Genomic DNA, 21,474 nt, shown 5'->3' on the forward strand with positions numbered 1-21,474 from the left:
CTGTGACACGTGTGCGCATGGTGCAGCGCGCTTTTTTTCCCGATCGATGCCGACGCCGATACCTTCGTGCGAATCGGATCGATCGTGCTTCAAGTTGACTTGCATGAAATCTCTCGTGATTCCCAAGGCTGTCGCAGTGGCAGCTTTTCTGGTGCTTGCAGGCTGCCAGAGCATGCCCGGCCTAGATATGCAGTTGGGCTCTCCTTCCGCCAAGACAGTGGCAACCGGCGGCGCCGCAGGCTCGGCGTCATCTGGTGAGAGCAGTGCTCTCGAACGCTGCGACTCCCCACTGGGTACAGTCTCATTGATCGAAAACGTCAATGCAGGCTGGTACACCGTGCTCACGGGTGAGTACCGGTTGCCGCCGACCGCCAATCTGCTGCGCCTGCTGGTACAGCAGTCGAACTGCTTCGTGGTCGTCGAGCGCGGCGCGGCCGGCATGAACGCCATGACGCGCGAGCGAGCACTCATGCAGTCGGGCGAAATGCGTGGCGGCAGTAATTTCGGTCGCGGCCAAATGGTGGCTTCCGACTATGGCTTATCGCCGGAGATCGTGTTCAGCAACAACGATGCGGGCGGCCTTGGCGGCACGCTGGGCGGGCTCATTGGTGGGAGCCGCGGACGCGTTGTCGCCAATCTCGGCGCCAACCTCCAAACTAAGGAAGCTTCCGCCCTGCTAACGCTGATCGACAATCGATCGGGCGTGCAAGTCGCCGCCGCCGAAGGTAGCGCGTCGAAGACTGACTTCTCGGGACTGCTCGAACTCGCCGGCTCCAGAGGTTCCGGCAATATCGGGGGCTATACCCGCACACCACAAGGCAAGGTGATCGCAGCGGCGTTCATGGATTCGTTCAACCAGATGGTGCGCTCATTGCGCAGCTACAAAGCCCAGGTCGTTCAAGGCCAGGGCTTGGGCGGTGGCGGCCGCCTCGGCGTGGACGGTGGGGTGGCCCCATCGCAGACTAACGCACCCGGCGCGAAGGGGCGGCGCAAATAGCACCAATGAACATAGAGCTCCGTCCGAAGCCCCGTAAGCGCGCGGTGATCCCGTCTTGACGACGGTCCTTCGATCAGCGCACTGCGGTTGGCTGCCAGCGATGCGGCAGCAACTCTCCGACGCGACTGGCCGGCTGCGTGGGCAGCCGCTCGAGGACATCGCTGAGGTACGCGTGCGGCTCATGTCCATTGAGCTTCGCTGACTGGATCAAGCTCATGACGGCCGCCGCGCGCTGGCCTGCCCGTAGCGATCCCGCGAACAGCCAATTCGATCGTCCGATGGCGATCGGGCGGATCTGGTTCTCCACCCAATTGTTGTCCGCCGGCAGATCGCCGTCATCAAGGTAGCGCGTGAGCGCCTGCCAGCGCTTGAGGCTGTAGTCGATCGCTCTGGCCGTGGCCGAACCATCCGGCACCCTCTGCCGTTGCCCGGCGAGCCATTGCTGCAGGGCATCAGCCACCTTGCGCGACCTCTCTTGTCGTATTCGCCTTCGATCCTCAGGCTCAAGCTTGGCGACCTCGCGTTCGACGGCGTAGAGCTCGCCGAAGAACTTCAGTGCCTGCTCGCCGATCGGGCTGCCGTGATTGGCCCAGAGTTCGTGGAACTTGCGCCTTGCGTGCGCCAAGCAGCCCGCCTCAGTGACGCCGAGCTCGAAGCACGCCTTGTAGCCACTGAAGTCGTCGCACACCAGTGTGCCGCGCCAGCCATGCTCGCCCGGCACCCCGAGGAAGGCGCGCGCATGCTGGCCGCCGCGGCTGTCGGCGAAGTCGAACACCACCGCGCGCAACGCGCTGTAGCTGGTCGTGCAGTAGCTCCAGAGGTAAGCCCGGTGTGTCTTGCCGTGGCCGGGCTTGAGCATCGCCACCGGCGTCTCGTCGGCATGCAGCACGCGGCTTTGAAGCATCTCGCGCTTGAGCGCGTCGACCAGAGGCTGTAGCTGCACGCCGCACTGCCCAACCCAACTGGCCAGCGTCGAGCGCGGGATGGCGAGGCCCGCGCGACCGAAGATGGCTTCCTGCCTGTACAGCGGCAAGTGGTCCAGGTACTTGCGCACCAACACCTGCGAGAGCAGCCCCGCCGTCGGGATGCCCTTGTCGATGATGTGCGGGGCAACGGGCGCCTGCACCAGCGTCTCGCACTTCGCGCAGACCCATTTGCCGCGCACGTGACGCTCAATGCTGAACACCCCAGGGCGGTAGTCGAGCTTCTCGGCCACATCCTCGCCGATGCGCTGGAGGGTGCAGCCGCATGCACAGGTGGTGCTCTCGGGCTCGTGGCGGATCTCCCGGCGCGGCAAGTGCGCGGGCAGTGCCTGGCGCTTGGGCTGTTGCTTCTCACGCTGCGCAGACGGCCCGGTCGCGAGTTGTTCCAGCTCACGCTCCATCGCTGCCAAGTCAGCATCGATGGTTTCTTCCAGCAGGCTCTTCTGCTCGACATTGAAGGCCTCGGACTTGGCGGCGAACTTCAACCGCTTGAGCACGGCCATCTCGTGCGTGAGCTTGTCGATGGCCGCTTGCTTGAACGCGATCTCGTGGTCGCGACGTGCGATCTCAAGCTTGTCGGCTGCAGCCCCTCTCCTCAGGGAGAGGACCATCTCGCGCAGTTGCTGCGCGTCCAGGTGGTCAAGGTCGGCCGTGTCGATCACGGAAGGTGATGGTGCCCCAGCGTGCGCGTCCACGCATCAGCACATTCGGCAATTGCACTACAGCACGCAGATCACTCCAGCTTCGCCGATCCGCTGCCACGGCAGTCCGAGCACCAGCGCGTCGAACTGGGGAGCGGTCAGGCTGAGGGTGGTGCCGCTGTCCTTGGGCCAGACGAACTTGCCCTGGTGCAGGCGTCGTGCCGACAGCCAGATGCCGATTCCGTCGTGCACCAGGACCTTCATGCGATTCGCACGCCGGTTGGCGAACAGGTAGGCGTGGTGCGGGCGCGCGGCGCCGAAGACACGCACCACGCGCGCCAGTGCCGCTTCGGTGCCTGCACGCATGTCCAACGGCTCGATGGCCAGCCACAGCGCGTCGACCCGGATCACCTGAGGATCTCACGCAGCCAGGCGGCGCATTGGCTTGATGCGCTCAACGGCCATGTCACGTTCACCGCGATTGCGCCCCGGCGAAGCTCAAGGTGGATGTCACCTACGACTGCAGGGCCTGGCGCCAGCGTGAGCGAGACGAACTCGGCTTGCGGGTCGCCGGCCTTCGAGGCGGTGCCTCTCGCGTCAACCATGCGGCGCCACTTGTGAACGAGGTTGGCGTTGAGGCCATGGGCCAGCGCCACTTGAGCCACAGACGCCCCGGGCTCTGCGCACGCCGCCAACACTTGCCGCTTCAAATCGGCCGCGTGGCGCCGCCGGCTCACGCGCTTGGAGTCTTCCATAGGTGTCCACCTAAATCCTTGGTGGACACCATCGTCATAGACACCGCGGCCAAGCTCAAGACGGGATCACCGCGCGCTTACGAAGCCCCACGCGAAGTTGGGCGCGAAGAGATTGGAGCTTTTAGCGTGGAGGTGGTCGCATTGCTCAGACGGCACGCCCTTTCAGGAAAGCGCGGGGCGACGTGCCGCCTGACAGCAATTCGGCACTAATTTGAAGCGGCGGCCGGGGCGCGAATCGGTCAGTTAGAAGACACGCCGAGGCGCTAGCGCTGTCAGCAATCGCTCGGTGTGCTCTTGCCGATGATTAAAGCTCGGAAAAGCGTCCGGTTGCGGCACAGTTCGCGATCCTCTTTCGCGAAGCACACGTTGAATGAGACTGGATGGGTCGAATCCCAGAATGATGCCGCTCAACGCAGGCGGCTGATCAGTTGCGCGCGGGAGCGGATTCCGAGCCGCAAGAGAATGGTGGAAACGTAGTTCTTCACAGTGCCCTCACTCAGGTGAAGCATCTCTGCGATCTCTTTGTTATTCATACCCTCCAATATCAACCGGAAGACCGGCAAATGCCTGGCCGCCAGCGTTTTAGACGCCTGTTCGAGAAGGCTCTTTCCGGGTTGAAAGGAATCTTTGAGGCGGCGTGGCAGGGAATCGAGAGCGTCACCACCGACCAATCCGCAAGCGCGGATAAAGCTCGCCACCTCTTGGAGGTTGGCAGTCTTGGGCAGGAAGGCGCGCGCACCGGCAGCGAGCGCTCTTTGAGCAAGCTCCTTTCGAGCCGATGGTGTGTCGCCGACGCCTGAAAGCACCACGACTCGAGCATCGGGGTAGTTGCCGTAGAAGGTTGTCAGGCCGCTCAAGCCGTGCGTATCAGGCAGTGCCAGATCGAGCATTACGAGATCAATTTTATGTTTGTGATCCTCGTACAGCGCAAGCGCCTCGGCCAAGCTTCCAGCCTCGAGAACGTTCACTACAGGATCTGAAAGAGAGCTAAGTGACTGCAGCAACGCACGCACACCAAGGCGCACCAGTTCGTGGTCATCCACTATCAGGATCGTGAACGACGCAGCGGAAAGAGTGGACTTCATGCTGACAGTTCGGTGCGAATGAAGTTTGCTATTGGCACAAAGGCCACTCTGGAAGGAGCGCGTGTTCGAATCTGCGGGACCGAAGACAGCTGAGCGCGCACCGGGAAGGACGGCCCTTCGTTTCGCGACCTAGTCGGCAATTCAAAATTCAACATTGAACGGAGTACCTCAGGAAACATTGCTCATACGAAAGGGAGGCTCTTACGATTCGGTGGATTGAGGTCGCCGGCGTTTAGACAAGCCGCGTCGAGGCGAGCCAACGCCCACCATCACCGTCTGCCCGGATGCTTCGGCGCAGTGGTCCAGCGCTTGACGCAGCACGGTGTCCACGCGGCGCAGGGAGATGCGCAGCCAGTCGGCCACTTCCTGACGCGTTCTCTCCTCGACACGCAGCGCAATCAGCACCGAGCGATGGCGGCGCGGCAGGTGCTGCAGGGCGCGCTCGACTGCTTCAAGTTCGGAGCGGGCTTCGGCAATGGCATACGGGCCGGCCGAATGGTCGGCCAGTGCGTCCAACTCGGATTCCACGCCGCTCGCGTACTGCAACGGCCGATTGCTGCGCAGGCGGTCCATGGCAACGTTGCAGGCCACGCGGTAGACGTAGGCCTCGGGGCTGTGCACGGGCTCGGTCACGTTCATCTCGCCCAGCCGCAGCCAGGCATCGTGCAGGCAGTCGCTGGCCAAGTCGGGGCAGCCAAGCTGGCGCAGCAGGCGCCGGTGCATTCGCTGATAGTTCGACGCCAGGAACTCGCGCAGTGCGACACCGTGGTTCCACGCGGTGGATTTGTCTTCGACAATGGCACCAACATCGGTCTCCTCGAACGATGCGGGGCGATGCCAAGCGCTCATGTCTGTGAGGGTGTGGCCTTGGAAATCGTGTGCAGGACGTCCGGTCGCCGTCGGCGCACGCGCTCGATGCGGCGGCAAGTGCGGCGCGATGCCAGCACGCGCAAAAACAGTTTGAAGTGCAGTCATGGCGGATCTTGGGCAAAGGGTGTCCCGACCTGCTTCCCGCCAAAGCGGGGAGCAGGTGAGAAAACTCGACTTTTGAGTGTTTGGCCTAGCGACTCTGTTGCAACAGGCGCCGCTGTTCTGGCGTAAGGCGCGAGAGCAACTCGGGTTTGAAATCTTGCCCATGGCCTAGGACCTGGACGCGGTTTTTCAGGTCATAGGGAAGAACACCAGACTGCAACTCCGACTTCAGCGGTGGCGCCTGCTCGCCGCCGTCCGGCGGTTCGCTGCCAAAGCCCAGCACTCGAACCGTAAAGATCGACGGCAGGCTCTGGCGAGCCGATGCCCGTTCGCGCTGCAGGATTTCCTGCGCCGCACCTTCAGCTTGCGATGCCGCGGCGCTGGCATTGGTCAGCGCCGCGACATTCACCGCAGCGACGGTTGGAAGACCGGTAGATTCACCCTGGACCTGCAGGTTGGCGGCGTTCGCCACGTGCAACGCTGCGAGGTTGACGTTGCCCGAAACTCGGATGCCCGCTTCCCCGGCATCGATGGTGCCTAGCGGCGCAATCAAATCTACGTCGCCCGGTGGCACCTCTGGCAACGGATTGAGCGTTGCGATACCCGCGCCCGCGCTGGGCACATCCGGCGATAGCTTTACGTTGCCGTATGCGTCATACACCCGCTTGGGCGGCGTGTAGATGACGGTGGTCTTGGAACCTCGGCCCGCGTTGATGTCGCCCCTGGCCGACCAGCCGAGGATGTCGCCGCCGAAGGTCGTCATGATGCGGGACAGGCCCAGCAGGATCGATTCCTGAGAATACAGCGAGATGTCGCCGGCGCCTTGCGTCACCACGCCCGCGGTCGAGGGCGGCACCTGCCCTTCGACGCCGATGATCTGTTTTCCGCCCGGCGTCAGCATCTCGATGTCGCCACCGAACAGTGTGCGGATGCCGCCACCGCGCCGGACGTTGGGGCTGAGCAGAGCCGAGGAGGTAAGTATTGTGATATCGCCCTCGTACATCCGGTCGGCAGGGAACAGCGCGGCGATGGCTTCGCGCCCGCGCAGATAGGAGCCGTAGCGTGAACTCGTGGGATCGTTGTATTCGCGACCGCCCACCTTCAGCTCGGCGAAATACACTTGGCGCAGCAGGATGGCTTGCTGCTCCGGTGCAAGGGCTGCGAAATAGGTGCGGGCATCGGCCCCATCTTTGGCCGCATAGGCAAAGCGGTCCTTGAGCCAGACGATGAGTTCGTCCTCGTGACTCTGGGCGACCTTGCCCGGCTGGTCCGCCAGCGGGGTACCGGCCGCCGCCTGGTTGGCTGGATCGAGGTAGAGCCTCGCCAACGACGCATAGTCTGGCCCGGCCGCGCCGACACCCGCGGTCAACACGACCGACGCGCCGTCACGGGTGTCGCCGGCGACGATGGCGCCATAGGAGGTGATCGATCCTTTGTCGTTCAGCCACCGGTCGCCCTTGTCGCTCTGGTAGATGTTGCGGCCGGCCGAGATGTCGAGCAGGCCGGGGCCCCAGATCCCAACGACGGAGTTCAGGATGTCGCGGCCGGCCGAGATGACGGACACATCGGTCGACTTGTTGTTGAGGATATAAGCATTGGTGAGAATGTCGCGGCCGGCCCGCATCACGACGGGCTTGGCCGCAAGCAGTTCGGCGGGGCGCGTACCGGTGGCGTCCTCGAAATAGTCGCCGGTCGTCAGCATGACGTCGCCGGCCACCGCGTAGAGACGGATCGGATCGGGGTCGCCGGCATGAAGATCGGTGGCAGTCGTGCCGCTGGGCATGATGGCTTTGCCGAACAGGCTGTCGCCGGCGAGCAATTCCAAGCTTCCGGTGCTGCTCGGCGACTGCATGAGCGCCACGGTGATCGAGCCGGACGGTGCGATGGCCGTGAAGTTGGCCGGATCGAATTTCAGCTGGTCGATATTGCTGGAACCGGCGTCCGCGACAGGTAGCTGGCTCAGACTTCCGCCGGCCGAAAACAGCGTATAGCCGCTGCGGTCGGTCCAAAGCGCTTCGCCAGTTGGCGACGGGTCGGTCCCGGTGAGGACGCCCGCGGTGCCGCGGGAATGAAGCGTGACGGTGCTATCGCCGGTCACCAGCCGAAGCGGCGTATAGAACGTATGGTCGCGCGGCCGGGTGGTATCGGCGGCACGAGGGTCGTAGGGCTCCAACGGAGTGCCGGCATTACGCAGACCGTAGCCGCTGGACAGAAGCTGGCCGATCGATCCAGCATCGATTGCAGTATCGCCGCGCAGGTTGGTTACGGCTCCTGTGCCGACACCCAAGTTATCCGCGAGGCCCCCGCTCGTATAGACACCGGTGTTGATGCGCCCGCCGACCTCCAGTTGCAACGCACCGCCGCCATATTGGCTCAACGCCCCGCCCGTGACGTACCCGGTGCTGGCGACCACAAGATTGAAGGAATCGTCGGACGATGGCAGGTTGCCATTGTTGTCTCTGACGTTGAAGTTGCTGGTGGAGCCGGCATCGCCACCTGCGCTGATGCGGACGTTGCCACCGCCGAGGGTACCCAGGCCGGCGAAGCCGCCGAAGTGGACACCCCACGCGATCGCTTCACCTTGCTCCGGATTGCCCTGTCGCCACAACCAGTTCGAGGGCTCGCTGCTGTTGAATCCACCGCCTGCGGGATCGTACGCCGTATAGCTGCGCAGTTCGCCCTGAGCGGTCAGGCTGAAATTGCCACCGTGGTCGGTGAAGTACATGCGCCGGAGGTCCGACGCGGTCTTGTTGTAGGCATCGGTGTCGGCAACCTGGGTGCCGGCGGTGTAGACGCCGTACAGCGAGTTCTGCCGGAAATCGCCCCCGGCCAGCAGCTCGAGCGAACCGGTGCCGGTGCGGATCACCGAGGCGATCTCGTTCTGGGTGTCCGGATCTTTGGTGATCGGCGCATCGAGCACAAGGCTGCCATGGCCGGGGCCCACGGCGCGCAGGGTCGAGGCGGCTGCGAGCGTGCGCTGATCGGCCGATGCCAGATCGGCCCCGGCGACCAGCCGCAACGAGGCGCTTTGCGTGCCCGCCGCCTGCATCACGGCACCTGACGATGCGCCGGATTGTCCCGGAATGTCCGGGATGCCAGCGGTGAAGCTCGCGGCGATGACCGGAAGCGGGATGCCGCTGTCCAGATAGAGTTCGCCTAGAACGAACTTGGTGCCGGCCTTGACCGTATCGCCAGAATTGTAGGATCCGCTTCCGAGAACGATTCCGAATTCGTAGACGGCGCTGTTGGGAACCACCCAATCGGCAGCCAAATAATATTCCGTGCTGTAGTCAAGGCTGTTGTAGACCGGATTGCTGTAACCCCAGTCGTCCAACGAGAACGTCGCCGGAATATCGACCACACCGTCATAGCTGTTGGGTGTCCCGGGTATGCCTGGCGTGCCGGCAAACCCGTCAGAAATGCTGCCCTTGACGTTGAGCGTGCCGCCGGCGCGGATCACCAGCGCCATCGGCTCGCCGGCGCCATAAAAGGCCGAGCCCGCATTGCGGTCCGCCTTGGTGCCGTAGCGGTAGCCCGACAGATCGAGATCGTCTGAGGTGGAGAGGTCCCCGGTCGAGGCAATCTCGACGCCCGGGCGCAAGTGGAACGAATCGCCATAGGCGCTCAGACCCGCAGTACGAGCTTGCAGCGCCCCGTTGCCCTGGGCCGCCGTCATGAAACCGACATTCGCCGTGTCGTAGCCATCGAGCATCGCCTGGTCGATGACGCTGCCGCCTGGCAGCGTGTAGGTCCAGAAGGCGTTGAGCGCGATGCTGGCAGCGCCTTTGATGGCAATCGGGCCGGCGGAATCGATCTTGATGTCGCCCGACGTCTCGCCGGTACGCGGCGCATTGAGAACGACCTGTCCATAGCTGCCGCTTGGTGTCGACAGGTCCAGCGTCGCGCCGGGATTCAGCCGCAGCGTGCCACTGCGGGCGCTCAGTTCGATATGACCACGGTTCGGAGCCTCGATCGGCATGCCGCGACCATCAACGACGAGCGTCGTTCCATGCACGTCGAGCACGGCATTGGCGGCGAGCGTCAGGTCGTCGCGCGCGGCCAGCGAGATGCTGCCGACCCTTGTGCCCGACGCATCGATGCGGCCATTGACGGTCAGGCTACCTCCATCGGCCGATATCGCGACCGTTTTGGCGCGCACCTCGTTGCCGATCACGAGATCGCCGGTCTTGACCACGAAGCTGCGGGCCTCTAAGAACCCGGCGGCGTTCAGCTTTTGATTGAAGCCGGCGAAGTCGGCGAGGCTGGTGGTGCGCAGATCGATGCTGCCGGCAGCGAAGTCCGGCCCACCAGCGCCGGCCAGACCGCCAGCGAAATCGACTGTGCCACCGACGCCAGTCGCAGTAGCCTTGATCGAGCCGGCCTCGGCCCCGGGCGCCGAAACGTCGATGCGGGCCGTGGCCGCTTGGCTGATCGCACCGTCGGTGGTCTCCAGCAACAGATCGCCGCCCCAGCTGGATTTGGCGACATCCAAGAGTTGCAGCGTACGGCCGCCAAGGTCGATGGCGGCGTTCCGGTCGAGCACGATGCCGTTATCAGCGGTGATGGACAGCCGGCCGCTGGGCAGCGCCACCGCGGTGTCGACGCTGACCTGGTTGCCGAACAACTGGATCTCGGCGCCAAGCGCAGTGACGGGGACGGTCGCGGCCGCCCCCGTCGGCGGCGCGCTGACGCTCAGGCCGCCCCCGGTCCGATAGGCCATCGACGAGCCGGCCTCGCCGGTCAGGAGCGGCGTGACGAGGCTCAGCCTGCCACCCGTACCGGAATAGCTTTCAGGGTCGAAGCCCGAACCGGGATTTGGGCCTGAGGCATACACCGAGAGCGTGTTGCGATTGTTGGCGGTGATGCGGTCTGTCGCGATGAGATCAACTGCCGAAAAGCCGAGCGCCAGCCGATCGAGCGCCGTCTGGTCCTGGTAGCGGGCGCCGGGCTCGTAGCCGAACACGATGTTGCGAGCATGGATGCTCAGGCTGCCGGAACCGGTCCCGGCGCCGCCCGCGGCGACCGCGCCGGGCGTAAGGCTGACGTAGGGGCTGCCCGGCACGCCGACGCCGCTGCCAACACCGCTCCAGATCACGGTGTCGGCAGTGATCGAGGCCTGGTCGGAGGCTGCGCCCCAGCCGTAGAGCGCGGGCGTATTCAGCACCAATGTCGGCGCAACGCCAGCCTGGCCGATCAGATCGATGCCGGCGTTGCCATAGAAGTTGATCGACTGGCTGGCAGCCAGTGTGATCTGTTCCACCGGGGTATCCGATCTGCGCAAGCGGTCGATCATCTGCTGCGTCAGGTTGATCCCACCCGTGCTGCCGCCAGCGGTGATGCTTTGCGCGGTGCCGATATTGAAGGCCGTCGTCGCCAACGCCAGATAGCGCGCGGCGAGCGAAACGTCGCCGACCGCCTGCGCGCCGCTGCTCGACAGAGCGATGGTGCCGCGGGTCAGCAGCGCAGCATCGTCTGCGATGGCGATGCTGCTGGGCGAGGAGCCGGCCGTCGCGCCAAGAAAGTTCAGCCGGCCATTGCCGACCGCGAGCGCGGCGCTGCTGCCGCGGTCATTCGCTGGCGTCGACACATTGAACACGTAGCCCAATGAGGAGTCGAGCAGGTTGGTCGCGCCGTTTCGTGTGTCGATCCTCGCGCCACTCTCGACGGTGACCGTGTCCTTGGCCAGCGTGAACACCTGCCCGGCCTGAAGCACCGCGCCCGCGCGCAGAACCGTGGCGTCGGAAGCAGCGCTGAGAACGACCTGCGGGCCGAACTGCGTCGGGCCCGTCGCCTGGTCGTTGGTCATGTAGCGGAGGCTGTAGCTGCCACCAAGGGCCAGCGTGCCGGCGTTGAAGCGTGACAGGTCCTCGGCCGCGACGGAGGCCATGCCCGCCGTCGCGGCGGACTCCGGCGCGCGCACTTCGATGCCCGTCTTCAGGCCCAGTCTGCTGCTGGTGGAAACGAACAAGGTGCCCGCCCGGCCCTCTTCGTCGGCGCCAAGGTCGGCGCGTCCTCTGAAGTCGAGTACGTTGCCGGTATTGGGACCAAAGTCGATCGAGATCGACGAAGCGTCACGTTCCAGACGCGGGGCCACGGCACCGAAGGTGGCGGCATTGGCGATGCCGAACTGGCTGTAGCTGGTCTCGTTGTATTGCGAATAGCTCCGGACCGAGTCCGCGGGGGTGATGGTCACCCGGGTCGCCAAAGCATCGCGCGATTCCGTATGGGCCGTGCCGAGCGTGCCGGTGGCGAGATACGAGCCATTGCCCAGCCGGACCGCGTCCTGTGCCAGGGCCGTCCTGGCGCCGAGTTCAATGCGGTAAGCGCCGGGCAGCAGCGCATAGGTCGCCGGCATCAAAGTGTAGGTGCCGGCCGGCAGCTCGCCCACCGCGCGGTCCAGCGTGATCTGCCTGCCGACGGCCGGCATCGCGGCGTCGGAAGTCACCGGTGCATAGGGGGATGCGGTGCCGGGTACAAGCGCATAGACCTGCGCCTCCGCCGTGCTGTAGGTATTGGCTGGGTTTGCATTGACGAGCGCGGTCCGCAGCACATCGACCGAGCCGCCGCGGCCGGAGGTAAATCCGGCGCCGGTCAGCGAACCGCCGCCGGAGACATCGATCAGCGCGCCCGACTCCGCCGTCAGCGTCGCACTGTTGAAGTTCACGCCGCCGTTGAAGGTCGCCAGATCGGCGAACGAAACGCCCTGTCCGTCGTAGCGCCACGACAGCCCGTCCGCGGTGCCGCCATAGGGCATCGTGAGTGCCTTGGCGCTGACCGAGGTGATGCTGCCTGCGCCGAGCGTGACATGCGAGACATACTGCTTGTTGACCTTGTCGACGGTGTCGAAGTACGAATAATTTCTCTTGCCGAATTCGATCGTCCCAAGTGGCGCGCGGACGATGCCGTTCTGATGGATCGTCGGGGCATTCAAGGTCAGCGATCCGAATGCCGACAGCGGCACAGCGGGACTGTCGCCGCGGCCGTTGATCGTCAGCGTCCAATTGGGGTCGCCAGGGTTCGGGTTGCGGTCCGGTCCGACCTGCACCAGCCCGACGCCGCCAGTGACCGGGTAGAGCTGCGAGGCCGTGATGCCGAAGTCTGCTCCGCCCGACACCAACGCCGCCGGGAGATTCAGGTAGCTGGCGGGGTCGCTCGGATCCATCGTTGTATCGCGCAAAACCCTTTCGCCTGCAAAGCGGACATCGCCGCTGCTGTTCAATGCCACATGGTCAAAGTCGAAGGTGACCGCGTGCTGGACGTCGATCAGCGCGGCGGAAATCGTCAAGCTGCCTGGCTTGCCGTTCGACAGCTGAGGAATCAAATTGGAGGTGTAGTCCTTGATCGCCGCAGCACCGTCCAGCAATACATAGGGTGCAGACAGCGCGACGGTCGAGGACGCCACAGCGTCCGGTTGGGTCAAGTCGCCGCGGTGAAGCAACAATGCCTGCGGCAGTCGCAACGAGACGTCGCCGTCGAACATGAACTTGTCCCGCGACCACAGGTCGAGCGTACCGAACCCGCCGGAGGCGACCTGATCGGCGCTGATCCGCGCTTGGCCGGATGGCATGCCAGCGGCATTGGCTGGTGTCAGAGCGGTGGCAAGGCCGGATGCGACATGGTTTTGCGTCAACGTGACCGTGCGTCCCACCGGATCGGCAACATATTGCCCCAACTGATTCAGGACGGTCCCGAATTCAAGTACGAGATTGAGCGTGCCGCCAGCCGCACCGGCTCCACCGGATCTCGCCTCCAGGGCGCCGTCGTTGAAGATGCTCTTGGTCGAGCCGATACGGATCAGGCCGCCCTCGCCCGCGAGCGCCACAGGCATCGAGCCATCGCCCTGCGCGACATCGATCATCGCGGCGGCGCCGTTGGCCAACAGGCGCGCGCCCGGCCGGATGACCACCGGCGTCGTCACCGCCTTCAACACCGACCGGTTGCCGGCGGCGTCGGCCGTGGAAACGTTGCTCTCCAGCCCGATTAGCAGCGAGCCGCCGGCCTGCGCGAAACCGTGGCGACGCCCCAGGCTGTCGATGGCGGTCGCCGCATCACCGGACACGTCAAGCAATGCGTCCTCGCCGATCCACAGCACGCCATCGTTGACATTCGAGATTGCTGCAGTGTGGTCCGGCAGCAAGGCAATGGTGCCGCCACGCGCCACCAGGTCGCCTTCGACGATGATCCGGTTCGACGAGGTCAAGCGGATCGCCTGGGTCGGATCGACCGTCAGGCTCGCGTCGCGGCCGACAATGACTTCGCTGCCGGTCAGCGCGACACTGGCGCCTGCCCGCTGGGTCAGCGTACCCTTGGCCCGATCTTCAAAATACAACGTGGGCAGGACCAGATCGGCCGCGCGCCCGATGTCGTCGCCGGTCGGCACGCCATGGGCAGACGCCGACAGCCGGTAGATCGGCATGGTCGCATCGACCTTCGTTTCGGCGCTGACGTGTACTCCATTGCCGCCATGGACGGCGTAGCCGGAAAAACCTGAGCCGAACAGGCCAGGTTGGACTTGCAGGGGGGCCTGCACCTGCGCCGCCTGCGACAACACCGTACCGCGCGGAATGTTGGCACCCGCCTGCATCGCCAAATTGAACGGCAGCACGCTTCCAGCGACGTAGCCTACGTTCAAATCTTCATGTTGCACCCGGAATGAAGCAAACACGCCTTGCGGAACGGTGACAGTCGCGCCGTCCGGTAGCTCCGAGGGGGTGAAGTACACGACCCGGCCGGCCGGCAATGTGCCGCCCTTCGGCACGATCACCGTCCCTTGGCCAGCAACAAAATAGCTCATCTCGAACGGTACGTTGGTCCAGTCCGCGTCGGTGGGACCGTTGTTCTGCACCACCGTGTTTGCCAGCTTAGCCGGGATCGGCACACCGATCAGCGACGTGCCGATGGTGAAGGTTTTCACCACGTCCATCGGCAGCGGCGTGCCGGCCAGAACGTCGTAGTCCTGCGTCAGGGTGAGACTGTAGGGTGCTGCCACGCCCGCCGGCAGCTGCCCCGAGGAGAGATCCAACGTCGGTTGACCGATCACCACCGGCGCGCCGGTCCGAATCGTCAGTGCACCGCCCTTGCTGAATCCGTAGGAGGCCAGCGTGCCGTCCAGCGTCAGGGACGCAGCGAGTCTTGACGTTTGATGCGAGCCATCGGTCCAGTCATAGGTCGCCAGCGTGATGTCGCCGCCCTTGCCGCCGGAGAATTTGCCATCGGCGAGGATGGCGCCGCCGGCCGAGGCGTCGATCCGCGAGTCCTTGGCTAGGGTGATGTCGCCAGAGTTGGTCGTCTGCGTGTTGTCTCCACCCGTCAGCTTCAGCGACACCGTGCCGCCATCAATGAAGGCCAGACGTGACCGGTCGGCATTGAGATCAGTGAGCAGGTTCGTCCATAGGCCGCGCGTGTCGATCATGGCCCCTCTGTGCAGTCCGATATGCACCGCGCCATTGGCATCGATCAGCCCGACTGCGCCGGCCAGACTCCCGAGCGACACGCTGCCGCCCCGCGCCGTGAGATCGGCATAGACGTCGATGCTCGGCGCGGCGAAATCGAACTTGCCGCCGGGTGCCAGCGTCAAGTCATCCTTGACGACGATGCCCTTCGTCGACCAGACGGTGATGCCGCCGAGGCCGAAGCCGCTGATCGCATCGGCGTTGAACCAGCTCGTGCCGGTGCGATCAGCGGGCGCCTCGTCGTTGCTGAAGGTGACTTGCGTGTCCGAGGCCACAGCCGTCGTAACGGCGTTGACGACACCATAGGCCTTAAGCGCCAGAACTCCGGGCAGCGCCACCGCGGACTGCGACTGCTGATAGCCATCCGCGAGGGCATCGCGGCTACGTGCCTGTCGAGTGCCGTTGAACACCTTGGCGACGATCCCTCCTTCCAGGATCGCAGTCGGGGCACTGACGATCAGAGTGCCCGCATCCCTGCCTACCGTGTAGCCGTTCTCCAGTTTCTTCTGCGGCGCGATCAACGGGTTGTAGAAGGTCTCGGTGACTTTCCAGCGCGCATGGTCAAGCTCATAGCCCTTGTAGACACCGTTGAACGTCAGGCCCGACGGCGCCTTGTCCAGGCTGTAGAGGCGCCCATCGCTGCCTTTGAGCCAAGTCTGGTAGACATAACCGGTCTGCACGTCCAGTGTGCCGCCCGAGACGTTCACGCTGGAGCCGGCCTGTGTGGTGACCTCCTTGCCCCCCAGCAGTACCGTGCCGCCCTGCGCCGCCCACTCACCAATGCCATGACCTTGGTTACTCAGGTATCCGCCCACTTCAAGCAAACCGTTGGCGGTGTACCAGCGGTCGCTTTCGTAGCCTGCGGTGCCCTTAGCTACGCGCACCAACTGGCGCCGGTCGACCCAGACGTCGTTGTTGAACAGCTTGCCACTGTCGCGGTTCTGCGGCGAGTCACGCTGCTCATTGCCCTGCACGTTGACCTTGACGTTGTTGCTTTCCATCGCCACGGTCACACCGACGGCGCCTGCAACGTCCAGCTGCGCTTTGTCCGCCACAAAGCTGCGCCCCCGTGCATTGCTCACGATCTGCCCGCCGGTGGCCAGGGTCAGACTGTCGCCTTCGAACACCACGTCGCCGCCCGAGACGATCTCGATGCGCGACTGATCACGTCGATCCGCCAGGATGGAAAGATTGTCGAAGGCGCCCGAGGCGCTTTGGCTGCGCAGCAAATCTTGCTTGGCCGACTCAGCAACCAAGGCATCGCGTTGGCTGTCCAGCGCGGTGATCTTGCCGTCGTCCTCTAACACCACGGCGGTGACCGCATCTTTGCCCAGGGTTACCTTGCCGGAGCTGTCGCTGGCTGAGTTCAGCAGATGCACGGTGCCACGGGTGTTGACGGTCGTCGTGCTGATCGCTGTGCCGTCCTGGCGCACGTCGCGACCAGCCAGCGTGATGTCCCCTTCTCGGGAGAGGATCAACCCGCTGTTGCTGACCTTGCCCGCTGTGCTGTTCGCGACGAACTGCGGCGAGATTTCGTTGCCGCGCGTGGTCGATGCCGTGTTGGCGTCCGTGCCCACACCCTTGCGGATGAGAAAGCTGTCGCCGGCGGCCAGTTGCGCCTGGCCCTTGGGCGTGGTGATCTCGCCTGCGTTGTGGACTTCACTGCCGGCCAGCAGCACATAGCCACCGCCTTGCGTGACCGATTTAGGTTCATGGGTCGTGATCCTGGCACCCGCTTTCACCTCGACCTTGCCCAGGGCCTCGGTGAAGGTTGGCGTGGTCGCGTCGGCACCATAAATGCCATTGGTCTGAAACTGTGCGTTGGTGATGTTGGCAGCAGCGGCCACCAGGTTGCGTGTATTGACCTGACTGGTGCCATCGAACACCACACCGTTGCGGTTGACGACCAGCACTGTGCCGTCGCCCTTGATCTGGCCCAGGATCTGGCTCGGACGGTGATTGGGATCGTTGACTCGGTTGAGCACCGCCCAGTCAGCATGCTGCTTGAAGTCCACCGTGGTGTTCTTGCCTACGTTGAAGGTCTCCCAGTTCAGGATGGCCTTGTCGGCGGTTTGCTGGATTTCGACCGTGGTGCGGCCGCCTGCGACAGTCTGGGTCGGGTTCTTGGCATTGAGCCAGCCGGCGGTGAGCGAATTGGTGTCTATCTTCAGGCCGCCTTCGGCCAAGCCGTCGGAAACGTCCGAGGGGGCGAGGCCCGCAGCATGGCGAGCCGCTTCTTGTATCGCCTGCTGAGCGGCGATGCCTCGCGCGGCCATGTTCAGGTTGCTGATGGACCGCTGCAGCTGCTCTTTGGCCTGTTGCTGCTGCCCAAGCGGGCTCGTCAGGCTTGCTGCGGGTAGGCCGTTGGGCAGCCTGCCCGTTTGCGAGACGGTGTTCTGAATCGATCCCTTGTTCGCGAACCACGCGGGACTGAAGGCCCGCTGGGCCTGGGCATGGCTGATCATCCCGCCGGCTGCCAGCGCGATGGCGATGGCCCTGGCGATGGGCGCCATGCGGAATACACGTTGCTCTCTGCGTTTGGATCGATCCCTGCCGTTGCGTGTGCGTCTGATCATGTGAGTTTCTGCCGAAGTAGAGGCGATGCCGGGGCGGCTGTCCGCACGGGTCGGTCAACCAAGTTCACGTGGACCGCTACACCGTCAGCGTTGGGCGCCATGACGCAAGTCAGTCCGTCTACCTTCAAGACACGCGGCAACTTCGAAACCCGCTAAATATTTTTCCCCTGATCAAGGATCGGCAAAAGACGGCAAGTCCGGCGAGCACACGCGCAGCACTCTGGAAGCGATACCCACACGAATGACCTCCATGTGATCGTCATCATTTCGTCACGAACGGCGAAGAGAGGAATGGAGAGGAGAAAAGAATGTCAGCTGAGCATCAGCACATTGGCGGGAAACGATCGCGCATTCAGATCGAACGTGTGCTGGAGTTGCAATATCGCCTCATCCAGACCGGCGATGCGAAAGCGCCCACTCACGGGCAGTTCGCGCTTTGATAGCGACATCAACACCACGCGGCCAGGGCGATAGCGATTGATCTCGTCCACCGCCTGCGCCAGCGGCGTTTGCCTGAACACCAACTCACCCCGGCGCCAGGCCGACACATCGCTCGGTTCGATGTTCACCACGTTGCCGACCGCTCTGGTGTCGTAAATCGTCTGTTGCCTCGCCTGCAGCTGGCGAATACCCGCCGGATGCTCCACACGCAACGCGCCGTCGATACAGCTAATGCGCACGTGGCCTGCCAGGTTGCGCACCTCAAAGCGACCAGACTCCGCCGTCGCACGGCCCGCGCCCGCGACAACGGTGAAGGCCCCTCCCGTGCCGGTCAGATCAATGGCTGCTTCGCCGGTCAACAGATCGATCCCGCTGGCATCGCCGGTTGCTCGTTTGCGAATGCTCGTACTGGTGTTCAGGGTGAGATGGATCCGATCGGCCAAGGTCACAGCCTGTTGTTTGCCGGTAGCCGTGCGGTAGTCGGCGCTCCATTCGTCGGGCGAAGGCCACAGGCCGAGCGGTGGATGCATCACCGCCACGCCAGCGACAGCGGCAGCGCTGACTGCCGCGCCAAGGAATACACGACGCCCCATGACACTCTCTGCGCGCAGCAGGCGTTCGTGGCGGGCGGCGATCTTCGAGTCAGCGCGCAGCAGTTCGCCAACTGCTGGCTTCAGCATCTGCCATTGGCGCTTGGCATCCTCGAAGGCTGCAGCATGTGCGGCACTCGTGCGCTGCCACCGCTTGAATGCCTGCAGTTCCACTTGCTTGATCTCGCCGATGGCCAGGCGGCTCAACCAGATGCGGGCTTCCTCACGAAGTGCATCGGTTGGCATCTGATCATCATCCAAAGCGGGCATGGGAATCTTCATCCTGTCATTTCATTGGGTGATACTGAGGTGCGCCGAGCTTGCCCTGAATGGGCATATTGGGAGCCTTCCTATGAAGACACATCGCATCGTCCAAACCCGCTATTTATTGCTGCGGGCCATGCGAGCCGCGCAATAGTCGTTGGCCAACTTCAGTTCCAGTTCGACCGTACGCAGCGACACGCCCAGGCGCTTGGCGACGTCCTTTTGGGTCATACCCTCCCAGCGCACCAACAGCAGCACGTCACGGCGACGTTGCGGCATGCGTTGGATGATCTCCAACAGCGCCTTCATCTCCGAGCGTGCGGCGACGGTTTGTTCTGGTCCAGGCATGGGGTCGACCACTTCCAACAAGGCGTCGACCTCGCTGCGTGGCACGGCGCTGCTCTGGCTGCGCAGGTTGTTGATTGCGATGTTGACCGACATCCGCAGCAGGAAACCGCGAGGATTCAGCACCGGAGTCTGGTTTTCCAGGCGATGTACGCGCAGCCAGGTATCGTGGAGCGCGTCGTCCGCAAGATCCGGGCTGCGCATGTACCGGGTCAGGCGACGCCGTAGATCGCCGTAATTTCTGGTGAGGAAATCCAGCAGTTGAAGCCGTACATCGTCGGACACGGCTACTCTGCCTTCTCTGCGCAGACCGGACCGCCATCCTGCGGGGGCAGAATCAACAGAGTGACGGGTTGAACCAAGTCGGGTGGCGGCGAACGGCCGATCTGCACGCGCCGCAGGGTTGACACCAAGGCCGCATCGCGCCGCCGATCGCCAGTGCTGTCGAGCAACTCAGCGTCCGTGACTCGGCCACTTGGAGCTACTTGGAAGCGAAGCAGCGATTGGTAGTCCTGCCGTGCTGCTTCGGGATCTGCGCAGAGCGCTGCCCACACCCGGGCCTGCAGCAAACTGTCGTAGGCCCGGACTCGGTCTTGAGCGGCAGCGCGTTGTGTCGCCGCGCTCGCAACCAACTCCGGACTGGCTTGTTTCACCACCAGCGCCGAAAGCGAGCCTGTGGTCACTTCCTCCACCACCAAGCCGGTGCCTTCAAGCAGCCGACGAAGGGCATCCGATGGCGTGTAGCGCCCATGCACCGGCGAAGCTGTGCGCCCGACAACCAAGGTACTGCTGAACAGTGCCGAGCGTCCGGATGTCGCGGCAAATTGGTCCAGCGCGGCGGCCAGCGGCTGGGTGGGAATGTCGAAGTCGAGCGGCGCGCTGCTGTTGGCTTGTGCGGCGTAGCCGTCTTCCAATGGCTGCGCTAGCGCCCTACGGTCCTCGGCGGCCCACGGCGCTCCCGCCAGTCCGCAGAGTAGCCAAAGCGCAACCGAGGAACGGTTCAATGGGACCGCGCGCGATCGCATCCCGGCTGTTCCTTCTGCTCCGCATTGCCGCGAGCATCGCCACTCCGGTGCCTGCGGCGCAGGACAAGTGAAAAAGGAAACGATTGATTAGGCAACGAACTGGCACATTCAGGAATCCTTCATGGTCTCAGGGGCGCGTGACATTTTTGTTACGGATGCAGTTTGCAGCGCAGAATCTTGGGGACGGAGAGCGGGGGCCAAGCCGTTGCGAAAAGTCGGTGATTGTTGGGGGATGCGGACAAAACTTGGACATCAGTAGGTAGTTCATGTATTCAAACGAAGACAGGATTCGAGCGGTCGAGCTGTATCTCAAGCTCGGCAAACGCGTCAGGGCGACCTCGTCAGCTGGGTTGCCCAATCAAGAATGCCCTGAAGGGCCGGCACCACGAATGCGAGCAGCGGCTCGATTTGCCTGTGGGCTATGCGGGGCCCCAAGTACTCGCAGGCCCAGAAGGAGGCGGCTGTCGAGCACTACATCACTCACGACCGCTGCATTGCCGCAACGATGCGTGCATTGGGCTGTCCCGGTCGGGGGACGTTGACCGGGCCCGCTCGTAGTTCGCAATTCCAGAGCGCAAGGCACGCCGCGGACTGCTCACGCCCGTGAGCGCCTCCTGGCCAGCGTACTCGGCACAGTAATCCAAGGCTTGGCGCAACGCCGTATCGACGCTGCGTAGTGACAGGGCATAGCGCTGGGCGACCTCCTGGCGCGTCATCTCGTCAATGCGCAGCGCCACCAGCACCGTGCGGTGGCGCCGAGGCAGGCGCTGCAAAGCGCGTTCAACCGCAGCCAGATCGGAACGGGCGGCAGCAACGTGATCAGGCCCCGGCGATTCGTCGGCCAAATGTTCGATCCCGGCGTCGCCGTCCCCTGTGTATTGCCAGGAACGGCTGCTGCGCATGCGATCCATGGCGACATTGCAAGCCATGCGGTACACATAGGCATCGGGGCTTTGAACAGGCGCGTGTACTTCGACATGTCCCAGACGCAGCCATGCATCATGAAGGCATTCGCTGGCGAGATCCGTGCAACGCAGATGGCGAACGAGGCGCTGCTGCAGCCGTTCATAGTTCGTCACGAGGTATTCCCGCAGCGCATGCCGACGTTGCACTTCGTTTGAGGGCTCGTTTGCCGCCTCATCCTCGCCGCGTTCGTCCAGGTCGAACAAGGTGCTCAATGCCATAGGGGATCTACCTCTGTGTTCGTGAGTGACGGCCCCAACCGCATTGCCGGGCCAAACGCCAACACTGCTGCATAGGCAGGAGTGCATTGACTTGGGAAAACGTACGATGAACATGGCCATGCACGCACGGCGAGCGAAACAGTTCCTGGCCTGATCCCGCTGAG

At 63.9% G+C, this 21,474-nt stretch carries 11 protein-coding genes and 1 pseudogene; 2 read left to right on the forward strand and 10 right to left on the reverse strand.

The window, feature by feature from the left end; translation table 11 throughout:
• The first annotated feature begins 103 nt into the window (after positions 1-103).
• A complete protein-coding gene (locus QF040_RS07900; RefSeq protein WP_429610581.1) occupies positions 104-997 on the forward strand; it encodes a CsgG/HfaB family protein in 894 nt (297 codons plus the stop codon).
• 73 nt (positions 998-1,070) lie between these two features.
• Here QF040_RS07900 and tnpC read toward each other — a convergent pair whose 3' ends face one another.
• The 9 genes from tnpC to QF040_RS07945 all read right to left on the reverse strand — a co-directional run bounded on the left by tnpC (position 1,071) and on the right by QF040_RS07945 (position 20,015).
• Complete coding sequence (tnpC, locus tag QF040_RS07905) at positions 1,071-2,591, reverse strand: IS66 family transposase (RefSeq protein WP_429614629.1); 1,521 nt, start codon at positions 2,589-2,591, stop codon at positions 1,071-1,073.
• Between the two features lie 108 nt (positions 2,592-2,699).
• Complete coding sequence (tnpB, locus tag QF040_RS07910; RefSeq protein WP_429610582.1) at positions 2,700-3,032, reverse strand: IS66 family insertion sequence element accessory protein TnpB; 333 nt, start codon at positions 3,030-3,032, stop codon at positions 2,700-2,702.
• Positions 3,029-3,376, reverse strand: coding sequence for an IS66-like element accessory protein TnpA (tnpA, locus tag QF040_RS07915; RefSeq protein ID WP_429610583.1), 348 nt, complete (start codon positions 3,374-3,376; stop codon positions 3,029-3,031). Before tnpA ends, tnpB begins: the two co-directional genes overlap by 4 nt.
• A gap of 407 nt (positions 3,377-3,783) precedes the next feature.
• A complete protein-coding gene (locus tag QF040_RS07920) occupies positions 3,784-4,461 on the reverse strand; it encodes a response regulator (protein WP_429610584.1) in 678 nt (225 codons plus the stop codon).
• 201 nt (positions 4,462-4,662) lie between these two features.
• Positions 4,663-5,436, reverse strand: a complete 774-nt coding sequence (locus QF040_RS07925) for an RNA polymerase sigma factor (protein WP_429610585.1) — start codon at positions 5,434-5,436, stop codon at positions 4,663-4,665.
• Between the two features lie 85 nt (positions 5,437-5,521).
• Complete coding sequence (locus QF040_RS07930; protein ID WP_429610586.1) at positions 5,522-17,398, reverse strand: filamentous haemagglutinin family protein; 11,877 nt, start codon at positions 17,396-17,398, stop codon at positions 5,522-5,524.
• Between the two features lie 374 nt (positions 17,399-17,772).
• Positions 17,773-18,774, reverse strand: a complete 1,002-nt coding sequence (locus QF040_RS07935) for a FecR family protein (RefSeq protein WP_429610587.1) — start codon at positions 18,772-18,774, stop codon at positions 17,773-17,775.
• Between the two features lie 99 nt (positions 18,775-18,873).
• Entirely contained in the window at positions 18,874-19,386 is a 513-nt protein-coding gene (locus QF040_RS07940; RefSeq protein WP_429610588.1) for an RNA polymerase sigma factor, read from the reverse strand.
• A gap of 2 nt (positions 19,387-19,388) precedes the next feature.
• On the reverse strand, positions 19,389-20,015 hold the full coding sequence (locus QF040_RS07945) for a TonB family protein (protein ID WP_429610589.1): 627 nt from the start codon (positions 20,013-20,015) through the stop codon (positions 19,389-19,391).
• Between the two features lie 377 nt (positions 20,016-20,392).
• Between QF040_RS07945 and QF040_RS07950 the strand changes: the two are divergent.
• Positions 20,393-20,682 (forward strand): annotated as a pseudogene (locus tag QF040_RS07950) (IS3 family transposase); the annotation flags it as partial.
• Here QF040_RS07950 and QF040_RS07955 read toward each other — a convergent pair.
• Positions 20,603-21,430 carry an RNA polymerase sigma factor gene (locus QF040_RS07955; RefSeq protein ID WP_429610590.1) on the reverse strand — a complete coding sequence of 276 codons (828 nt, stop codon included), beginning with the start codon at positions 21,428-21,430 and terminating at the stop codon, positions 20,603-20,605. The pseudogene QF040_RS07950 and the gene QF040_RS07955 sit on opposite strands and share 80 nt — an antisense overlap.
• Positions 21,431-21,474: the final 44 nt, after the last annotated feature.

The organism is Variovorax sp. W2I14 (assembly GCF_050435205.1).
GTDB lineage: Bacteria > Pseudomonadota > Gammaproteobacteria > Burkholderiales > Burkholderiaceae_C > Variovorax > Variovorax paradoxus_C.